Origin of the sequence: Planktothrix sp. PCC 11201, from assembly GCF_900009135.1 — a bacterium.
Lineage (GTDB): Bacteria > Cyanobacteriota > Cyanobacteriia > Cyanobacteriales > Microcoleaceae > Planktothrix.
The window spans coordinates 240,486-253,963 of record NZ_LT797688.1; the positions used below are offsets into that span (position 1 = coordinate 240,486).

Sequence of the window (13,478 nt, forward strand, 5' to 3'; positions counted from 1 at the left end):
TTATAAAAAGTTGCCAAAAGTAGTAATAAGTAGGATAATAGAAACGAAAATACATATTTGTTTCCTATGGAAATTCAGAATGTTTTGACATGGGCTAACCAGATCGTTTTCGAGAAGACGGGGAAGCATTTAAGTAGTTTGCAGCGTGGGATATTAACGGGGGTTTGGAATTATCAAAAATATGGAGATATCGCTAAAAACTATAACTGTAGTGAACCTTACACCAAAGCAAATGCTGCTCAGTTATGGAAAATCCTTTCAGAAAGTTTAGGAGAAAATCTTAAAAAATCAAATTTTCGTTCTACAATGGAAAGATATAATAACTCCAAGGTTTTAAAATTTGGTGATATTATCCATATTGGAGACAGGGATATTAATAATTTTTGTATTTCTGATCAAATCTCTTTTTTGTCAAACCAACAATACTCAGATCCAATTTCAACATTAAAACCTAAAAATACTAAATTAAAACAACAAATAGATTTAAGGGATGCACCCAGCTTAACAACATTTTTTGATCGCACTGAAGAATTAGTTAACCTGAAACAGTGGATTTTACAAGAAGGGTGTCGAGTTGTTACTATTTTGGGTATAACTGGAATAGGTAAAACTGCGATTACCCGTCAACTTATTCCGATAATTCAAACAGAATTTGACTGTATTGTTTGGCGAAGTCTGCGAACTGTTCCACCCTTAGAAGTGCTGTTAAAGGATTTAATTAAATCCATAAATCATACAGAAATTGAAGGTTATATAACTTGTGATACTCAATTAGGAATGTTAATTGAAGGGTTACGAGATCGCCATTGTTTAATCATTTTAGATGATGTTCAGTATTTATTTAAAAGTGGACAACTAGCGGGTAATTATCAAACAAGTTATCAGGATTATAGAACCCTATTTAAACTGATTGCGGAATTTACCCATAATAGTTGTTTTATCTTAAATAGTTGGGAACCTCCGTTAGAAATTCTGACCGCTAATTCTGACAATGACAATTTTGCTGTCCGGTTATTCCAATTACAGGGATTGGAAAAAGGAGCCGTAGAACTTCTAAAAAATCAGGGATTGGAGGATGAGAAACAATGGTCTGATTTGATTCGTTTATATCAAGGAAATCCTTTATGGCTCAGATTAGTTTCTCGGACAATTAAGCAATTATTCTCTGGAAAAGTTTCTGAATATCTGCAATATCAGCCTGTATTTTTAGGAGATGAATTAATTAATATTATCCAGCAACAATTTAACCGATTATCAGATTTAGAGAAACAAGTGATCACGATTTTTTGTTCTGAACCTTCACCGATGCCAATTTCTGTGTTATTATCTAAAATACCTGTCCTACCCAGAGAAATATTTCAAGTCATTTTATCTTTGGAAAGACGGGGATGGATTGAAAAAAAGGTTAATCTTGATCAATCAAGTTTTACCGTTCAACTGGTGTTAAAACAGTATGTAACTGACTCATTATCTCAAATATCGGGCTGAAAAATATTGCTACAACCGATTTACGGTTAGTGGTGAGATTTAAGATTGACCAAGCATTTTGTTGAAATTGATCTAGGGTTAAAGTATTTTTATTAGGAATGTAAAACCATCCAAAGTGTTGGTATAATTCCTAACAACATTAAAGCGAGGATTGGCAAAATGATCGGAATTACAGAAGGAGCGGTTATGGAATCTGTAGCACCGCCGGATATTATGTTAAAAGTATCTGGATTGAATGTTTATTATGGGGAAAGTCATATTTTACGCGATGTAGATTTAAGCGTTACCCCTGGACAAATGGTCTGTTTAATTGGGCGGAATGGGGTGGGAAAAACCACTTTATTAAAAAGTATTATGGGATTACTCAAACCCAAAACCGGGGAGATTTATTTTCAAGGTCAACCGATTACTAAAGTTGCCACGGATAAACGGGCTAGATTAGGAATTGGTTATGTTCCCCAAGGACGGGAAGTTATTCCCCGGGTGACGGTGAAGGAAAATCTATTATTAGGGTTAGAAGCATTACCCAAAAGACCGAAAGGAAAACCAGAAATTCCTGATGAAATTTTTGAATTATTCCCCGTTTTAAAAACTATGTTATCTCGGATGGGAGGGGATTTAAGTGGCGGACAACAACAACAATTAGCTATTGCTAGGGCGTTGATGGGAAAACCACAATTATTAGTTTTAGATGAACCCACAGAAGGGATTCAACCTTCAATTATTTTAGAAATTGAAGCGGCAGTACGGGGAATTATTCAAACAACAGGAATTTCGGTTTTATTAGTCGAACAACACTTACATTTTGTTCGTCAAGCTGACCGTTATTATGCGATGCAAAAAGGTGGAATTGTGGCTTCCGGTGCAACAAAAGATTTAAGTCAAGAAGTCATCCAACGATTTTTGGCGGTGTGACTTGTTTCCTGAGCTTTATTTCCTAGAAGTTGTTCCGCTTCTTGCTGCGAATAAAAATAAGGAATTACTTATAATTGTATCAATCACTTTAAGTTTTTGATAGAATAGAAAAGTATAATTCCTAATATCCAATGAGCCAATTATCAGCGATTAATCTTGGTCGTAAAATTCAATCTCGATGGGTTTGGCGAGGGGTTGATTTGGTGTTATCCCCTGGGATGTGTTTGGGTTTAGTCGGGGCGACAGGAACCGGAAAAACCCTGTTAATGCGAGCATTGGCGGGGTTAGATCCCTTTGATGAGGGGGAAATTCAACTGGGAAGTCGCCCTTTAACCCAATGTTATATCCCTCAATATCGTTCTTTAGTTATTTACTTACATCAACGTCCAGTATTATTAGAAGGAACTGTAGAAACAAATTTAAAAAGGGTTTATGATCTATTAGTTCATCGTCAAAAATATTACAATCCGCAACGGGTAGAAAACTGGTTTTTAGATGTGGGGCGATCGCCTGATTTTCTCCAACAATCTACTCAAAATCTATCAGGAGGAGAAACACAATTAGTGGCATTAATTAGAGGATTACAATTAGATCCATTAGTGTTATTATTAGATGAACCCACCGCCTCTTTAGATCCTAGAACCACGCAACAAGTTGAGTCTTTAATTCAACGTTGGTTAACTGAAAACCCAGAACGAGCTTGCATTTGGACAAGTCATGATCCTAAACAATTGCGTCGGGTAACTCAAGTTCAACAAGAATTACTTTCTGATCAATAATTATATCTCCCTTCTCCTAAAATGTCTAGTAGTTATATTCCGATTAGTGTAGAACAATTAGCCCTATCTGTCTTATTCATTGTGATTAATATTGTCCTATCTTTAGGATTAAAATTAGGTCTAGCTCAATCCTTAATCATTGCCAGTGTACGAATGGTTGTGCAGTTATTATTAATTGGATATGTCTTAAATTGGCTGTTTACCTTATCCCATCCCTTTCCTGTTATTGCCTTAGCAATAATTATGGCAACTATCGCTGGAATTTCTAGTGTTAATCGAACCTCTCGGAGATTTGTAGGAATTTATTGGAGAAGTTTATTATCGGTTTTTATATCATCATTTTTGATTACCAATTTAACCACCTTGGGAATTATTCAAGTGCAACCTTGGTATGATCCGCAATACTTTATTCCTTTATTGGGAATGGTATTAGGAAATACCCTGACTGGGATTTCTTTAGGATTAGATCGATTCATGGAATCCTTAGTTAATCAACGTCAAAAAATAGAAACCTTATTAGCATTAGGAGCGACCCGTTGGGAAGCAACCCATGAAGAAGTTAAAGCCGCTATTAGAACAGGAATGATCCCCATGATTAACTCAATGATGGTGATGGGAATTGTCAGTTTACCTGGGATGATGACGGGTCAAATTTTAGCGGGGGCAAATCCTTTAGATGCGGTGCGTTATCAGATTATTATAATTTTTGCGATCGCCTCAGCCACAGCTTTAGGCACATTAGGAGTGGTATTATTAGCCTGGCAAGCTCTCCTCAATTCTTCCCATCAACTGTGTTTAGATCGGTTAACGAAATAAGAAATTCCTCAATTTAATTATTCCCTACTAGAATAACCCCAAAAAAGAGTTTTTGGGGTATTATTCAACAACAACTAAAACAAGAAATAACGCTGCGCCATGGGTAAAACCTCCGCAGGTTCACAGGTTAATAATTGCCCGTCTGCTTTAACTTGATAGGTTTCAGGATCAACCTCAATTTTGGGTAAAGCATCATTTAATTTCATGTCAGCTTTACTCAAATTTCGAGTTCCTGAAACCGCGACACATTGTTTTTTTAACCCTAATTGTTCGGGAATTTTTGCCTCTAAAGCCGCTTGAGACATAAACGTTAAAGAAGTAGATGAAATTGCTTTTCCAAAACTCCCAAACATCGGGCGACCATAGACAGGTTGAGGAGTAGGAATACTGGCATTGGCATCCCCCATTTGTGCCCAAGCAATTAAGCCGCCTTTAATTACCAATTCCGGTTTTACCCCAAAAAAAGCAGGTTTCCATAAACACAAATCCGCTAATTTTCCTTCAGCAATTGACCCCACATAATCAGAAATTCCATGGGTAATAGCCGGATTAATTGTATACTTAGCAATATAGCGTTTTACCCGAAAATTATCATGGGATGCGGTCGAATTTTCTGGGTCAGTTAATACCCCCCGTTGCACTTTCATTTTATGGGCCGTTTGCCAAGTTCTAATAATAGTTTCTCCCACCCTTCCCATCGCTTGAGAATCAGAAGAAATCATACTAAATGCCCCTAAATCGTGCAAAATATCTTCAGCGGCAATAGTTTCTCGGCGAATTCGGGACTCAGCAAAAGCCACATCCTCTGGAATATTTCGATCTAAATGATGACAAACCATCAACATATCTAAATGTTCTTCTAAGGTATTCATCGTATAGGGACGGGTGGGATTTGTAGAAGATGGTAAGACATTTTTCTGACCACAAACCTTAATAATATCTGGTGCATGACCCCCTCCCGCCCCTTCGGTATGGTAAGTATGAATCACCCGATTTTTAAATGCTGCAATGGTCGTTTCTACGAACCCTGATTCGTTTAAAGTATCCGTATGAATGGCAACTTGAACATCATATTCATCCGCAATTGTTAAACAAGTATCAATTGTTGCTGGGGTAGTTCCCCAATCTTCATGTAGTTTTAAACCCATGACCCCCGCTACAATTTGTTCAACTAAACCTTGGGGTTGACTACTATTTCCTTTGCCTAAAAATCCCAAATTCATCGGAAAGGCTTCCGCCGCTTCTAACATCCGATAAATATTCCATGCACCTGGGGTACAAGTAGTAGCATTAGTTCCCGTTGCCGGGCCAGTTCCACCCCCGATCATCGTGGTAATTCCTGATGCAATGGCGGTCTCGATTTGTTGAGGACAAATAAAGTGAATATGGCTATCAATTCCCCCTGCGGTGAGGATCATTCCTTCCCCTGCGATCACTTCCGTAGAAGGGCCGATAATAATATCAATATGATCTTGAATATAGGGATTTCCTGCCTTCCCAATCTTATAAATTTTCCCATCTTTTATCCCCACATCTGCTTTAACAATCCCCCACCAATCTACAATTAAAGCATTAGTAATCACTAAATCTACGGCTCCATCCGCACGGGAAATTGGAGACTGTCCCATGCCATCCCGAATTACTTTTCCGCCTCCAAATTTTACCTCATCCCCATAATTTATATAGTCCATTTCCACTTCAATAATTAATTCGGTATCTGCTAACCGAATGCGATCGCCCACCGTCGGCCCAAAGGTTTCTGCATAAGCCCGCCGATCCATTTTATAACCCATTTTCCACTCCTTCAGTAGTAAGCCCTTCAGGGCTTTCTTTAATCATTTAATTCTACAAGCCTAAGTCAAACTAAAATTATTTTTTCTTCTTCCCCTTGTCTTTTTTATCTTTCTTAACCTTCTCTTTTGTATCCTTTTTATTTTCTTCGGGTAAATTCAAATTTAACTGACCTTCCACTAAGCCATTAAACCCATATATTTCTCGACTTCCAGCCATTGTCACCAACTCAACTTCCTGTTCATCTCCGGGTTCAAATCTAACCGCAGTTCCCGCCGGAATATTTAACCGCATTCCTTTAGTTTTTTCGCGTTTAAATTTCAGGGCTTCATTAACTTCATAAAAATGATAATGTGAGCCAATTTGAATTGGGCGATCGCCTGTATTCGCAACTTTAATCTTTAAAGTCGGACGACCAACATTAAGTTCAATTTCACCTGCTTTAACAATCAGTTCACCTGGAATCATTGGTTGTTTCCTCTTATAATATTAATATTGCAAATCGGATCTCTTTATTATACAATAATTATATCCCATTGAAAATATTTCTTGATGTAATTATCTAGGATTATTCCTAAATTGGCAAGAATTTAGGGATAAAACACATTGACATCGAGATTTTATTGATTTAAAATGAGAATAAGCTATAATATTAGTGATAACAACTATATAATCAAGATGAATGCTCAACAGTTAGAAAAACAACTCAATAATTTAAAGCCTGCTGAAAAATTGCAATTGATTCAAACCCTGGCTCAAAATTTAAGTGCTGATTTTTTACCCAAAGAAACCTCTCAACCTGACTCAATTGCTAATGTGGGGCGTGTTCCTATTCCGGTTTGGAAATTAGTCGGTTATCGCCGTTTGGGTTGGAGTGATTTACAAATCTTAGAAAACTTTCCGCATTTACAATCTGAAGATTTACAAACCGCTTGGAACTACGCAGAAACTTATCCAGATCAGATCAATCAATACCTAGAAATCTATCAACAGAATCAACCTTTATCCGTGAATGATTCCCCTTGGGATGAACTTATAAACTTGATTGATCGTTGTACTGTTGATACTGGAATTACAGATTTAGCTGAAAAGCATGATCATTATCTCTATGGTAAACCCAAAATAATCTAATGGCTGATAAAATTTTTATTGATACTGCGGCTTGGATTGCTTTGCTAAATAGTCGTGATGCTCTGCATGATAAAGCACGATTAATTATGGATAATTTAATGAAGCAGAAACATCCTTTAATTACCACAGAGTTTGTTTTAATGGAGGTCGCTGATGCAATTTCCTCCCCTACGGTGCGATCAAAAACTATTGATTTTATTGATAATCTTTTATCTTTACCAATTTTATTAATCATTCCAGCTAGTCAAGATTTATGGAAAGCAGGATGGCAATTTTATAAACAACGTCCTGATAAAGAATGGGGTTTAACTGAATCAGTGCTATAAACCATCCGATAATTGTCCATCCTAAAAAGATATGGATCAGCCAAGTTTAATCGTGCATCAAAAGCATCAGCCCAATTATACAAACGCTGAATAATTTCTTGACTTAAAGGTAAAGTAGCTAGATTAATATTACCAACCCTGTGATCTCCAGCCCACCATAACGGATCACAACCATAATCTGCCATTAGTTTAATTTTTATCGCCATTGTTCATCTCCGTGTTCAAATCCAACCGCAGTTCTGGGGGGAATATTTAACCGCATTCCTAATGTTGAGGGTGCGATCGCTCACTCTACAAACCGCACCATCAAATGTTAACTCGCCCCTAATTTTTCCGACTGGGAAACACCCGCAAAGCATTTTCCAGAACAGAAACATTAACCCGCATTCCCACGGGTAAAGCCGTTGTCGCACTGGTTCGGGCGATGATTTCCCGACCGGATGGAACCTGCAAACTATAGTGGTTTTCCCGTCCGAGAAATTGGCGATCGCGAATCACAACCGCAGCGTTATCATCAGGTTTAAGAATAAAATCCTCCTGTCGTACCATTAATTCTACCCGGTCTAATTTATCCCAATCGGGGGTAACAGCATCGACAAGATATGGATTAATTGCAAAACAACCCACTTCCGTTTCCCAAAAATCTCCCCGACGTTTGGCGGGAATAAAATTAGCTTGGGTGACAAATTCCGCCACAAACCGAGAGGCGGGTTGTCGATAAATTGCTTCCGGTGTGCCAAACTGTTCTAGGCGTCCGTTCTGCATCACAGCCACCCAATCGGAAATTGATAGGGCTTCTTCTTGGTCATGGGTAACAAAAATGGCGGTGGTTCCTGCTACTTTTAAAATATCGCGTAATTCCTGCCGCAATCTTAATCGCACCTGCACATCTAAATTACTTAAAGGTTCATCTAATAATACTAAAGCCGGATGGGGGGCTAGGGCGCGAGCTAGGGCTACCCGTTGTTGTTGTCCTCCCGATATTTCATGGGGATAGCGTTTTTCATAACCCGATAATCCGACTAATTCTAAAACTTCTGCGACCCGTCTGTGAATCCCTAAACTAGATTTTTTCTTAGTATTTTTTAAGCCAAAGGCAATATTTTTGGCAACGGTTAAATGGGGAAATAGGGCATAATCCTGAAACACCATTCCCACATCTCGTTGTTCTGGCGGTATCCAATAGTCTAACCCGGCGACCTCTCGCCCCCCTAGGGTAATCGTTCCAGTGTCCGGTTGTTCAAATCCGGCAATCATTCGCAATAACGTGGTTTTCCCACACCCAGAAGGGCCTAATAGTCCTAAAATATCCCCTTCATGTAAGTCTAGGTCAACGGCTTGAACGGCTGGGGTCTGGTTTTGAGGAAACTGTTTACCGACATCCTCTAAATGCAGAATTACAGATTGAGTCATCTTTACAGGCATTAATTTGATCTTAGGGTTCAACGGTGCTGTTGAAACTAATATTGCTGAAACTCCATTCCAATTGTACCCCCTTTTTAGGATATATTCTCACTAAGACTTAATTAAATTTTGGGGAGTGTTTGGCTGTGTCATTATCGTCCTTGGAGTCCTTGATCAAAGCCTGGCGTAGTTTAAAGCTGGATGTTTGGACTGTTTTCGTGGTGGCGATCGCCGTTTTGATTGCGACTCCGGTATTATTTGTATTAAGCAGTGTTTTCACCAATTCAGCCGAGGTCTGGAACCATTTAGGCTCAACGGTTCTCCCAGGTTATATTCTTAATTCCTTATTGCTAATCTTTGGCGTTGGTATAACTGTATTGCTGCTCGGGGTGAGTAGTGCTTGGTTAGTAACCATGTGTCGGTTTCCGGGTAGCCGTCTGTTTGAATGGGGGTTGTTAATTCCCCTAGCTGCCCCTAGTTATATTCTCGCCTATGTCTATACCGAATGGTTAGAATTTTATGGCCCAGTACAAACCCTCCTGAGAAATACTTTTGGTATCAGTGGAATTGATGACTATTGGTTTCCTGATATTCGTTCTATTTGGGGGGCAATCTTTTTATTATCTTTAACCTTATATCCCTACGTTTATCTATTAACCAGAGTTGCTTTTTTAGAACAATCAACCTGTACCTTAGAAGCAAGTCGTTCCTTGGGTTGTAACCCTTGGCAAAGTTTTTTTACCGTAGCTTTACCTCTGGCTCGTCCGTCTATTATTGCCGGATTAGCCTTAGCATTAATGGAAACCCTGAATGATTTTGGAACGGTGCAATATTTCGGAGTTGATACTTTTACAACCGGAATCTATCGCACTTGGTTCGGAATGGGAGAACGGGTGGCAGCTTCCCAACTAGCGGCGGTTTTAATGTTATTTATATTGGGATTAATTCTAATCGAACTTTGGTCACGTCGTCAAGCCCAATATTACCAAACGGGCAATCGCTTTCAATCGTTAAACCAGTTTAAACTTACGGGATTTAGAGCCGGATTAGCCTGTTTTATCTGTTTATTCCCCATTATTTTTGGGTTTTTGATTCCTAGTGTAATTTTATTCAAAATGACCTTAGAAAATTTGGGAACCTTTTTAAATTCCGAGTTTTGGAATTATGCCTTACACAGTTTAACTTTAGCGACTATTAGCGGAATTTTAGCGGTTCTCATCGCCCTAATTATGGCCTATGGTGTCCGGTTAAATGCTAATTCTTTGATGCGATTATCCACCCGCATTGCCGCCATGGGATATGCGATTCCGGGTTCGGTAATTGCGGTGGGTATTTTAATTCCGATTGGTCAATTAGATAATGCAATTGATGGGGTAATGCGGTCTACCTTTGGTATTTCCACAGGATTGTTATTGAGTGGCACAATTATCGCTTTAATTTATGCCTATTTAGTCCGATTTTTAGCGGTTTCTTTCGGGACAGTAGAATCGAGTTTAAGTAAAATAAAACCCAATTTAGATGAAGCTGCGCGTAGCTTAGGATACGGGGCGACTGGAACTTTAATTAAGGTGCATACTCCGATTATGTGGAGTGGATTATTAACAGCCGGAATGTTAACTTTTGTCGATGTGATGAAGGAGTTATCTGCTACCTTAGTGATTCGTCCGTTTAATTTTGATACCTTGGCAGTTCGGGTATATAATTTAGCCTCAGATGAAAGATTAGCTGAAGCTGCTGCCCCCGCATTAGCGATTGTTTTAGTAGGGATTATTCCGGTTATTTTCTTGAGTTTAAGAATTAGTCAATCCCATCACCAATAAAAGGAACCACAAAGGCACTGAGACACTAAGGAAGGAAGAAAGATTATATAGCAATCCGCAACGCGCGAGACGGAGGTTGTAACATTTTATCGTAGGGGTTGGGTCTCCCAACCCTCTTTGCTTTAGGCAATTTGGTTAATAAACTTGGCGACAATTTTAACAAATTCTGCGGTTGATTCGTAGGGTAAAACGTTACGTCCTGGAATTATAGCAGATTGGCAATTTTTCCAGCCTTTTTCATAAAGTTGACAACGTTGTTCTGGGGTTTCTGAAAATCCACTGCGGCTAATGCTGGATGCGGTTGTGCCAAAAACTGCTAAGGTGGGAATCGAAATTCCCGCCATAATATCCGTATAGTTTTGTCGCCAGAATCCAGCTAAAAAGGAATAAACGGCATAACGACTTTGATCATTTTTGGCTCCTGTTTCTAATAAGTCTAACCAATTTTGATCGACATCTTCAGCCTTGGCAAAAAGTTGCCGAATGGAGAAGGATTCGATAAACTGACGACGACGGGCATAGAGCCAGAATAAATTGCCAATGGGAGAATCAAAGAATAGATTCCAAGCGAGTTTTTGCTGTTTTTCTGAACTGGGTTCACTCATGACTCGCCAAGCTGGGGGGCCAGATAATATTAATCCTTTAATTAAGTTAGAATTAGATTGGTTTTGGAGTTGGGTTAGGGCGATCGCAACGGGTAATAACGCTCCTTGTACTACTATAATAACAGGTTTTTGAATAATATTGTGTAAAAAATAATTCAATTGTTCTGCCCAATCTTGGGGATAATAGGCAACTTTCGGAATTTCAGACTTTCCACAACCGATTAAATCGGGATTATAAATGGCATGATTTAACCCTTGTTTCCGTGATTCTTGACAAAATCGATACCAAAAATTTCCCGATAATCCCACTCCAATCGGATGAATTAATAGTAATGAAATCTCCTGATTATTGGGATTAAGGGTCGAATAATCTTCATAAGAACATTGATATCCCTGCCAATTATAGGATTTTGATTCAGGAGTAAATAGGGAAGATTCGGGATGGGATTTCATAATATTGGTAAATAATTAATTGAATAGATTTTACAGATTACATTAATATTGAAACAAACTATTAAGGTAATCTGCACAATCAGAGTAATCTTTCAATCAGCGTTAACGGTTTGGGTTTCTTCTGTGATGATTTTGGGTTCAATTGTTAATTCTGGCGTGGGAATTTCTATTTCAGAAATGGGATTTTGTTCCTCTGAGGTAATTTCTGGAACTGGGTTAGGGGTTTCTTCAGGTTGGGGTTCGGTGACAGGTTTGGGAATTGGAACTTGATCAACAATTTCAGGTAGGGGTGTCGGAGAATTAGATGTTACCTGAACTGGATTCAAAAAGGGAAGACGGAAACGAGTCAAAAATCCACCCAATTGTTTAATTAGGGATTCAGAAGGGACATCCGGTGTTGTTTCTTCGGGTTGAATTTCAGATGCTACAGGTTCAATCGCAGGTTCTTCCGCTTCTACCACGTCCGATGGAGGAGTTTCGGGTTCTAGGGTTGTTTCTACAGGTTCCGATGGGTTGGGTTCAGATTCTAGGATTGTTTCTACCACATCCGATGGAGTAGTTTCGGGTTCTAGGGTTGTTTCTACAGGTTCCGATGGAGTATCTAGGGTTGTTTCTACAGGTTCCGATGGGGTAGATTCGGGTTCTACCGTTGTTTCCACTTCTGGCGTAGTTTCCTCAACGGGTTCGGCGGTGGATTCGTCTACGGGAGGCGAAATAACTTCGGGTTCGGTGGTAGGAAGTTCTTCCGGTTCAGGGGTTTTAATCAGGTCTTGAGTGGCAAAATTAGGATTCAGGATTCCTTTAAGTTCTGCAAAGGATAATTTTTCTTGAGTCAGTTGAGACAGGGTATTTTTGAGATTGGGATTATAGGTAATCACCCGGGCGGTTTTATTAAAAACGTTATCAACGGGATTTCCCTGTTCATTCAGATATTCAATTTGTACCCAATTTTTACCCGGTTTTAACCCTTTTATATATAAAGGTTGCCATTTATCGGTGGTGAAGCTTTCGCCGTTAAGGGTAATCCGAATTTGCCAATCTACTATTTCATCTGTTGGATCTTCTTGAGCCACAATATGTAGAGGGGCGTTATTGAGGTAGAAGTCTAGTAAAATTGGTTCCGCACCGTATGCTCCTTGGGGACGGTTATAAGTAAGTAGGGGCAGATTTTGGTCGGGGTGATGATCGGGGGTTTTTGTGAAAACATGAAAGGTGGTTTGGGCAAAAGACCCTTCGTTTTTATAGCTTTCATCCCAGGGATAGGCAGCAAATACTCGGAGAGTATGGGTTCCGGGGTCTAGGTTGGGGAAGGTGATGGGAGTGGTGATATCGTAAACATCAATATTAGGTTGGTTATCCAGGATTACTTGTAAATGTGGCCCTAAACCGAATTTAGGATCTTGGAATAGGGGTAAACCCTGAACCTGAAGTTGCAGATTAATTGTATCGTCTTCAAGCAGTTGATCGGGTTGAGGATTGAGGATGGTAACTTGAGGCTGGTAAGCATCGAGGGATTGATGTAGTTTCTGGATCAGCTTTGGGGGAGAAACTTGGGAAATTGGTAACGCGGATTTGGATATCGTCAGGGTTGGAGGCGTTTGGGGCGGAACTTCTGAGGAGGAATTTCCACATCCAGCCAGACCAAAGATGATTAAGAGTGCTAACAGGGTTTTGAGTTGGGTTTTTACTCTTGTCCATACCTGAAGTATGGGATTTAGCACCCGATTTTTCTGAAGGAAGCCCAATCTAGTTTTATCCATAGGTTTTTTATTGAAAATCATAAGCCCAACCTTAATCTATCGGTTTTGGGGGGGTATTTAACTTCCCTGGGTTCGGTAGGGTGTCACTTGAGGAGTTCAGACTAATCCTAGCGCGGAATTGGGACACCAAGAACCTAGAGATTAAAGTCCGGTGGAATTGATTTTGATTCCAGCTGGAAATGGACAAGGT

The 13,478-nt window shown here is 39.3% G+C and carries 12 protein-coding genes and 1 pseudogene; 7 read left to right on the forward strand and 6 right to left on the reverse strand.

Translation table 11 applies throughout. The features are described from left to right. Positions 1 to 66: 66 nt before the first annotated feature. The 4 genes from PL11201_RS01950 (at position 67) to fetB (ending at position 3,998) form a co-directional block, all read left to right on the forward strand. Positions 67 to 1,488, forward strand: coding sequence for an NB-ARC domain-containing protein (locus PL11201_RS01950; protein WP_079676971.1), 1,422 nt, complete (start codon positions 67 to 69; stop codon positions 1,486 to 1,488). A 213-nt stretch (positions 1,489 to 1,701) separates the two neighbouring features. Then, positions 1,702 to 2,403: an urea ABC transporter ATP-binding subunit UrtE gene (urtE, locus tag PL11201_RS01955; RefSeq protein WP_079677380.1), complete on the forward strand. Its 702-nt coding sequence runs from the start codon at positions 1,702 to 1,704 to the stop codon at positions 2,401 to 2,403. A gap of 131 nt (positions 2,404 to 2,534) precedes the next feature. Further along, positions 2,535 to 3,182, forward strand: coding sequence for an ABC transporter ATP-binding protein (locus PL11201_RS26990; protein WP_079676972.1), 648 nt, complete (start codon positions 2,535 to 2,537; stop codon positions 3,180 to 3,182). A gap of 21 nt (positions 3,183 to 3,203) precedes the next feature. Continuing rightward, entirely contained in the window at positions 3,204 to 3,998 is a 795-nt protein-coding gene (fetB, locus tag PL11201_RS01965) for an ABC transporter permease (RefSeq protein ID WP_079676973.1), read from the forward strand. A 74-nt stretch (positions 3,999 to 4,072) separates the two neighbouring features. Here the strand turns inward: fetB and ureC are convergent, their stop codons facing one another. Both ureC and PL11201_RS01975 read right to left on the reverse strand, forming a co-directional pair. Continuing rightward, positions 4,073 to 5,791: an urease subunit alpha gene (gene ureC, locus PL11201_RS01970; protein ID WP_200816680.1), complete on the reverse strand. Its 1,719-nt coding sequence runs from the start codon at positions 5,789 to 5,791 to the stop codon at positions 4,073 to 4,075. Positions 5,792 to 5,951: 160 nt separating this feature from the next. Further along, positions 5,952 to 6,257: pseudogene (locus tag PL11201_RS01975) on the reverse strand (urease subunit beta); the annotation flags it as partial. A gap of 210 nt (positions 6,258 to 6,467) precedes the next feature. Between PL11201_RS01975 and PL11201_RS01980 the strand changes: the two are divergent. Further along, on the forward strand, positions 6,468 to 6,920 hold the full coding sequence (locus tag PL11201_RS01980) for a DUF433 domain-containing protein (RefSeq protein ID WP_159451499.1): 453 nt from the start codon (positions 6,468 to 6,470) through the stop codon (positions 6,918 to 6,920). Continuing rightward, positions 6,920 to 7,246 (forward strand): type II toxin-antitoxin system VapC family toxin, encoded by a 327-nt coding sequence (locus PL11201_RS01985; RefSeq protein WP_079676976.1) that lies wholly within the window; start codon positions 6,920 to 6,922, stop codon positions 7,244 to 7,246. Before PL11201_RS01980 ends, PL11201_RS01985 begins: the two co-directional genes overlap by 1 nt. On the opposite strand, the gene PL11201_RS01990 is transcribed toward PL11201_RS01985, so the two are convergent. Next, positions 7,195 to 7,452 carry a hypothetical protein gene (locus tag PL11201_RS01990; RefSeq protein ID WP_079676977.1) on the reverse strand — a complete coding sequence of 86 codons (258 nt, stop codon included), beginning with the start codon at positions 7,450 to 7,452 and terminating at the stop codon, positions 7,195 to 7,197. The two genes, PL11201_RS01985 and PL11201_RS01990, sit on opposite strands and share 52 nt — an antisense overlap. 118 nt (positions 7,453 to 7,570) lie before the next feature. Further along, positions 7,571 to 8,659 (reverse strand): ABC transporter ATP-binding protein, encoded by a 1,089-nt coding sequence (locus tag PL11201_RS01995; RefSeq protein ID WP_079676978.1) that lies wholly within the window; start codon positions 8,657 to 8,659, stop codon positions 7,571 to 7,573. A gap of 137 nt (positions 8,660 to 8,796) precedes the next feature. On the opposite strand from PL11201_RS01995, the gene PL11201_RS02000 reads away from it, so the two are divergent. Further along, entirely contained in the window at positions 8,797 to 10,470 is a 1,674-nt protein-coding gene (locus PL11201_RS02000; RefSeq protein WP_234996593.1) for an ABC transporter permease, read from the forward strand. Positions 10,471 to 10,592: 122 nt separating this feature from the next. Here the strand turns inward: PL11201_RS02000 and PL11201_RS02005 are convergent, their stop codons facing one another. Beyond that, positions 10,593 to 11,528, reverse strand: a complete 936-nt coding sequence (locus PL11201_RS02005) for an alpha/beta fold hydrolase (protein ID WP_144017645.1) — start codon at positions 11,526 to 11,528, stop codon at positions 10,593 to 10,595. A 92-nt stretch (positions 11,529 to 11,620) separates the two neighbouring features. Next, positions 11,621 to 13,288, reverse strand: a complete 1,668-nt coding sequence (locus PL11201_RS02010; RefSeq protein WP_144017646.1) for a hypothetical protein — start codon at positions 13,286 to 13,288, stop codon at positions 11,621 to 11,623. Positions 13,289 to 13,478 lie beyond the last annotated feature (190 nt).

Bases quoted from the DNA above. Each gene is read 5' to 3' on its own strand.
- PL11201_RS01950 (WP_079676971.1), top strand. From the start codon at position 67: ATGGAAATTCAGAATGTTTTGACATGGGCTAACCAGATCGTTTTCGAG.
- urtE (WP_079677380.1), top strand. From the start codon at position 1,702: ATGTTAAAAGTATCTGGATTGAATGTTTATTATGGGGAAAGTCATATT.
- PL11201_RS26990 (WP_079676972.1), top strand. From the start codon at position 2,535: ATGAGCCAATTATCAGCGATTAATCTTGGTCGTAAAATTCAATCTCGA.
- fetB (WP_079676973.1), top strand. From the start codon at position 3,204: ATGTCTAGTAGTTATATTCCGATTAGTGTAGAACAATTAGCCCTATCT.
- ureC (WP_200816680.1), bottom strand. From the start codon at position 5,791: ATGGGTTATAAAATGGATCGGCGGGCTTATGCAGAAACCTTTGGGCCG.
- PL11201_RS01980 (WP_159451499.1), top strand. From the start codon at position 6,468: ATGAATGCTCAACAGTTAGAAAAACAACTCAATAATTTAAAGCCTGCT.
- PL11201_RS01985 (WP_079676976.1), top strand. From the start codon at position 6,920: ATGGCTGATAAAATTTTTATTGATACTGCGGCTTGGATTGCTTTGCTA.
- PL11201_RS01990 (WP_079676977.1), bottom strand. From the start codon at position 7,452: ATGGCGATAAAAATTAAACTAATGGCAGATTATGGTTGTGATCCGTTA.
- PL11201_RS01995 (WP_079676978.1), bottom strand. From the start codon at position 8,659: ATGACTCAATCTGTAATTCTGCATTTAGAGGATGTCGGTAAACAGTTT.
- PL11201_RS02005 (WP_144017645.1), bottom strand. From the start codon at position 11,528: ATGAAATCCCATCCCGAATCTTCCCTATTTACTCCTGAATCAAAATCC.
- PL11201_RS02010 (WP_144017646.1), bottom strand. From the start codon at position 13,288: ATGGATAAAACTAGATTGGGCTTCCTTCAGAAAAATCGGGTGCTAAAT.